Annotated in this window: 4 protein-coding genes; 1 reads left to right on the plus strand and 3 read right to left on the minus strand. The window is 35.7% G+C overall.

Annotation, left to right across the window (positions count from 1 at the left end; all coding sequences use genetic code 11):
- Window positions 1-533: 533 nt before the first annotated feature.
- Window positions 534-779, plus strand: a complete 246-nt coding sequence (locus tag H541_RS0110570; RefSeq protein WP_022797251.1) for a helix-turn-helix domain-containing protein — start codon at window positions 534-536, stop codon at window positions 777-779.
- A gap of 164 nt (window positions 780-943) precedes the next feature.
- Here H541_RS0110570 and H541_RS0110575 read toward each other — a convergent pair whose 3' ends face one another.
- From H541_RS0110575 to H541_RS0110585, 3 genes are all read right to left on the minus strand, one after another.
- The gene (locus H541_RS0110575) at window positions 944-1,705 is read right to left on the minus strand and encodes an HAD family hydrolase (protein ID WP_026501788.1); all 762 of its coding nucleotides are present in this window, start codon (window positions 1,703-1,705) and stop codon (window positions 944-946) included.
- Between the two features lie 2 nt (window positions 1,706-1,707).
- On the minus strand, window positions 1,708-3,342 hold the full coding sequence (locus H541_RS0110580) for a PTS transporter subunit EIIC (RefSeq protein WP_033420924.1): 1,635 nt from the start codon (window positions 3,340-3,342) through the stop codon (window positions 1,708-1,710).
- A gap of 169 nt (window positions 3,343-3,511) precedes the next feature.
- Window positions 3,512-4,294 (minus strand): MurR/RpiR family transcriptional regulator, encoded by a 783-nt coding sequence (locus H541_RS0110585; RefSeq protein WP_022797253.1) that lies wholly within the window; start codon window positions 4,292-4,294, stop codon window positions 3,512-3,514.
- Between the last annotated feature and the right edge of the window lie 453 nt (window positions 4,295-4,747).

The raw sequence follows: 4,747 nt of genomic DNA on the forward strand, positions 1-4,747 counted from the left end.
GTCTTCGAGCGCCTACGGCGATCCAGTCAATGGATTTAAATCAGTCATCACGTTAATTTTTTGAATCAATCGTCTACAAGGGAGAAGTATGCCTTCAAACAAACAAGAGAATCGTAAGAAGGTTCATTTAGTTAAAATCTACTTCGAGAACGCACTATTTTGTAGAAAAATTCCCAATTTTTCCAAGAACGATTAATTTATTCAAGAAACCAGCTTAAATTATAGAGCTATGAATTATTCAGGACTATTTGAAGTTGGGTCTTAAGACTTCTGACTACTAAAAAATTAGTCTTCTGCGACTGAAAATAGTTGAATAACATTGTCTCCATAGTAAAGATTATATGTATCTTCTATAATAAGAACCCTCAGCCTCCATTAACACACGTCATTTCAATTAGCATCAGAATACTATAAACCACATATTCAAATGATTTAATATAGTTAACTTGCGTATACAGGAAAGACGCAACGACTCAATTTTTTTATCGCTTATGTCGTGGAATCACCCCCGCGTGTGCGGGAAAGACTTTCATGTGAGTGAATCCTATATCAGTCGAATCATCAAAGAACGAATTGGCATTACCTTTAAAAACTACTTAAATAATCTAAAAATTGAAGAAGCCAAAAAACTGTTAGTGGCTAGTAGTTGTCAGATTAATCAAGTTGCAGAAACATTGGGGTTTCAAAACGCTAATTCCTTTATTCGAGTTTTCAAAAAAAGTGAAGGTATCACTCCTGGACATTATCAAAAAAACTATCAGGAAAGCCAACTACATTGAATATCAGCCATTAAGAAAGCTAATCGTTAGGTTATAAAACAGATGCTTAGCATTCTATCATTACAAAAAAGGGCCTCAAAGACAGAACAATTCGTTCTAATCCTTGAGCCCTTTTTAAAGTTAACCTTTGAATTTTTTTAAAGTCTATAGACTACTATAAAAAGTTAATGATTGAGTTGCGTGATAGACTCATAAAAGTTGTCAATAATACTATCTGAAACCTTTTTTACAGAATCGTCTGCGCGTGACATTGAAATAGCAAGATCTGCCTCCTCAAACATTGAAATATCGTTCTCAGAGTCTCCTACTGCAACAACTTCAAAATGACCATTCTTTCTAAGTTGTGCTAAAGCAAATCCCTTAGATACATGTGGTGCAGTAACTTCAATTCTCTTGGGACCACTTTTACAAATACTTAGCTTAGGGAAAGCTTCCTTCAATTGCTCTAATAATTCATCTGCTTGATCATCATCTGGTCGGATGTTGATTTTATAGATTTTTCGTTCGTTGATATAATCATACAAATGCTTTGGCTCAATTAAAGTCATATTCCACAAACGCGATCTATTAGGTTCTTTATGCGTCCCTATTCGGTCTTCTCCGTCCAAAGCATCAAAAATAATATCATTACTTTCAATAAACTTCAGCACCTTCTTCAAACTAGCCGGGTCAATAGGGTTCTCGTGAATAATGTGATTATTATAACTCACAAAAGCCCCATTAAATGCAATCTTTAACGGGACATCGAAGCCCAGCATTTCTTCAATATAATGAATCTCTTTTAAAGATCTCCCGGTTGCGATTCCCAAGATATACTCTTTATTCAACTGTTTTAAGGCTTCTTTATCCTTCACGCTAACGCTTTGAGAGTCTTTGACTAGGGTACCATCTAAATCCGTTACGAGTACTTTATTTTTGTTAGCCATACTTATTCCACCAAGCCTAAAATCTTTTGAATTTCGATTTTAATTTGATTGGCTTTACCACCATAAATCGATTGCATCTGCATGCCTGACCTAGCAAATCCCATTGCTTCTAAATCACTTTTAATGAAATCGGAATCTACTATTGAATCGTCTTTGACATTAATTCGGAGTCGTGTAATGCACGCATCTACGGATACAATATTATCTGGTCCACCATGAGCATCTATTAGAGCTAATGCTTGATCATGTAAAGCTAATTTTCCTTTTTTAGCTGTTTTATTAGACTCTCCTTTTTCTTTGTCTTTTAATGTTTTAATTCCCATTTTTTGACGAGTTTCATCTTTGGTATGTAAAGCAACCTGGACGTCATTTGCTTCTCTACCAGGTGTTTTAAAGTCAAACTTTTTAATAACAAACGTAAATACAAGGAAGTACATGATGAAGCATCCAATACCTAAGAACGGTAATAAATACCATTTGGTCTCTGGTCCTTGTAAGACCCCATAGATAATGAAGTTAATTAAGCCATGACCAGTTGGTGTTAGAAAAGCCGCACCTGCTAAAGTCGTGATCAACATCGTTAATCCAGCTAGCACCGCATGTATAGCATAAAGGGCAGGTGCAACAAATAAGAACGTAAACTCAATCGGCTCCGTAATACCTGTCAAGAAAGAAGTAGCTGCTGCTGCAAAAAGTAATGACGCCACGAATTTTTTCTTTTCCGGCTTAGCCGTGTAATACATCGCTAATGCTCCACCTGGTAAGCCAAACATATTAAAGACAAATTTACCAGATGAGAAGCGTGTAATCATTGGATCAATCGGACCACCTTGAGCTAAAGCAGCCATATAAGCATTAATAGTCCCCGTATACTCTTGACCTCCAATAGTGAAAACACCACCTAAAGGAGTAGTTCTTATTGGCCAGTTAACCCCATGATGAAGACCGAATGGTAATAAAAGTCGTTCGATAACACCGTAGCCAAACGTGCCAATGTAGCCAGATTTAAGAATTGCCACTGACATCATATTGATCATTTGTTGGACAAATGGCCATAAGAAGAACAATACAATTGCTACTGCAGCCATTGCTGGCATAATTAATATTGGCACGAGACGTGGGCCACTAAAAAATCCTATCACTTGAGGCACTTGAATCGTAATCGCTTTTCGGTGAACAAAATAAACAACAATACCGGTAATAATACCACCGAAAACATTTAGATCCATTGTTTGGATCCCTAAAACACTCGTCTGCATGCTGTTGGCCATTAACTCTGCAGCATTTTCCAAACTAGAATCGACTAACCGTCCACTTTGTGATAGCAAAAAATTAAGCGTCGTATGCATCACTAAGAATCCTAATAGGCCAGAGACCGCTGCCGATCCTTTTTCATGTTTGGCTAGACCTACCGCAACACCAACAGCAAAGATAACTGGTAAATTTGCAAAAGCTACATTTCCCAGCATGTTCATAAAACTCATGATGAATTGAAAAATAGTATTCGCCATCCATGGATGCAACGCCACTGTACCTGCATTTGTAAAAGCCGACCCAATTCCTTTTAATATCCCAGCAGCTGGTAAGACTGAAACTGGTAGTAAAAAGGAACGACCGAATATTTCAAATACATTCATTAATCGCTTTCCCTTTGAAACTTTTTCCAAGTTAATTCACTCCTTTTATTTCCTACTTGACACACTAAAGATAACATTAAAGCGCTTCCTTGTGTGGGAACCGTTACCGAAATAATTTAATAGTAATTTTTTAGATTTTGAGTAAAAAAATACAGTAACACCATTCGTGCTACTGTCCTTTCTGTAACTCATTTCTAGCGATAAGTGTTTCAAAGATGATTTCACTGGCGACAAATAACATTAACCGTGATCTTAATCTATTTCTCTTTGGCACAGACTGATGGGTCATAAATGTGATATCACTTAATTCAGATACTGGGTTAACACCAAATCCTGTCACTGAGATTATAGTTGCTCCCGACACTTTACTCTGTGCTAGTAGTTTTATAATGGGCTCTTCAGCACCACTAAGTGAAAAAACGATAATACAATCTCTAGGTTTAGCTAATTCTGGAATATCTCTAATGGGAAAACTGTCTGAGTAATCATTAGCCCAAATACCATAGTTTTTTAACTTTTGGGTAAATGAATTTGCGACACTCGCACTAGACCCTATCCCAACACAAAATACTCTTCGACTATTCACAATCGCATCCACGATTTTATTGACACTCGCCTCTTCTACCATATTAAGTGTCATCAGAAAATCGTTTCGAATTGTATCCATTATATTAGAAAAAGTATTTTGTGTAGTGGCATTTGATTTTTCAACTGTTTCTTCCTTACTGTTTATAACCGCATATTTAAAAGCAGTGAAAGAAGGAAATTGCAATTTTTTAATGGCACGGATAACTGTTGGTGCTGAAATAAATAACTCTTTCTCAATAACCTTTAATTTTAGCTCTTTTAAATCAGGATAATCCAGAATAAAATCAATAGCCAATTGTTCGCTGTAGGTCAAATCTTTGTAATATTTTTGGATGTTTTCATAAACTACTGCCAGAATTAGCACCTCCTAAAACGCTATCATTATTAAGTATAAGACAAAATTTTGTTCAGTCAATCAAGATATGTATAAATTGATAAACGTATGAGTTAATGAGACGTGATATTTTAGTCAGTAATAACAATCCATACTGATTGTATTTACTCCTGAATGATTCATAGTTTATTACCAATGTACGTATATTAGTGTTCCAGAAACTTTTTTAGTCTATTCATTCAGCACCCATAGGGTGCAAAAAGAACCTCAATCTGTTAAGGTTAATTCGACAAAAAACTACCCACAGAAAGAGGTCCTCAATGAATAGATTAGTCGAAATACCAACAAATTTCAATCCCTCATTAACAATTTCAAATAATGGGGATACTTTATTTACCGATTCGGGATTAGTAGTGCTTAAATTGTTTATGGAACACATTCATTTTTCAACATTAGCAAGTCAACTCCTTCATTTTAAGGACT

Origin of the sequence: Bavariicoccus seileri WCC 4188 (assembly GCF_000421665.1) — a bacterium.
Classification (GTDB): domain Bacteria; phylum Bacillota; class Bacilli; order Lactobacillales; family Aerococcaceae; genus Bavariicoccus; species Bavariicoccus seileri.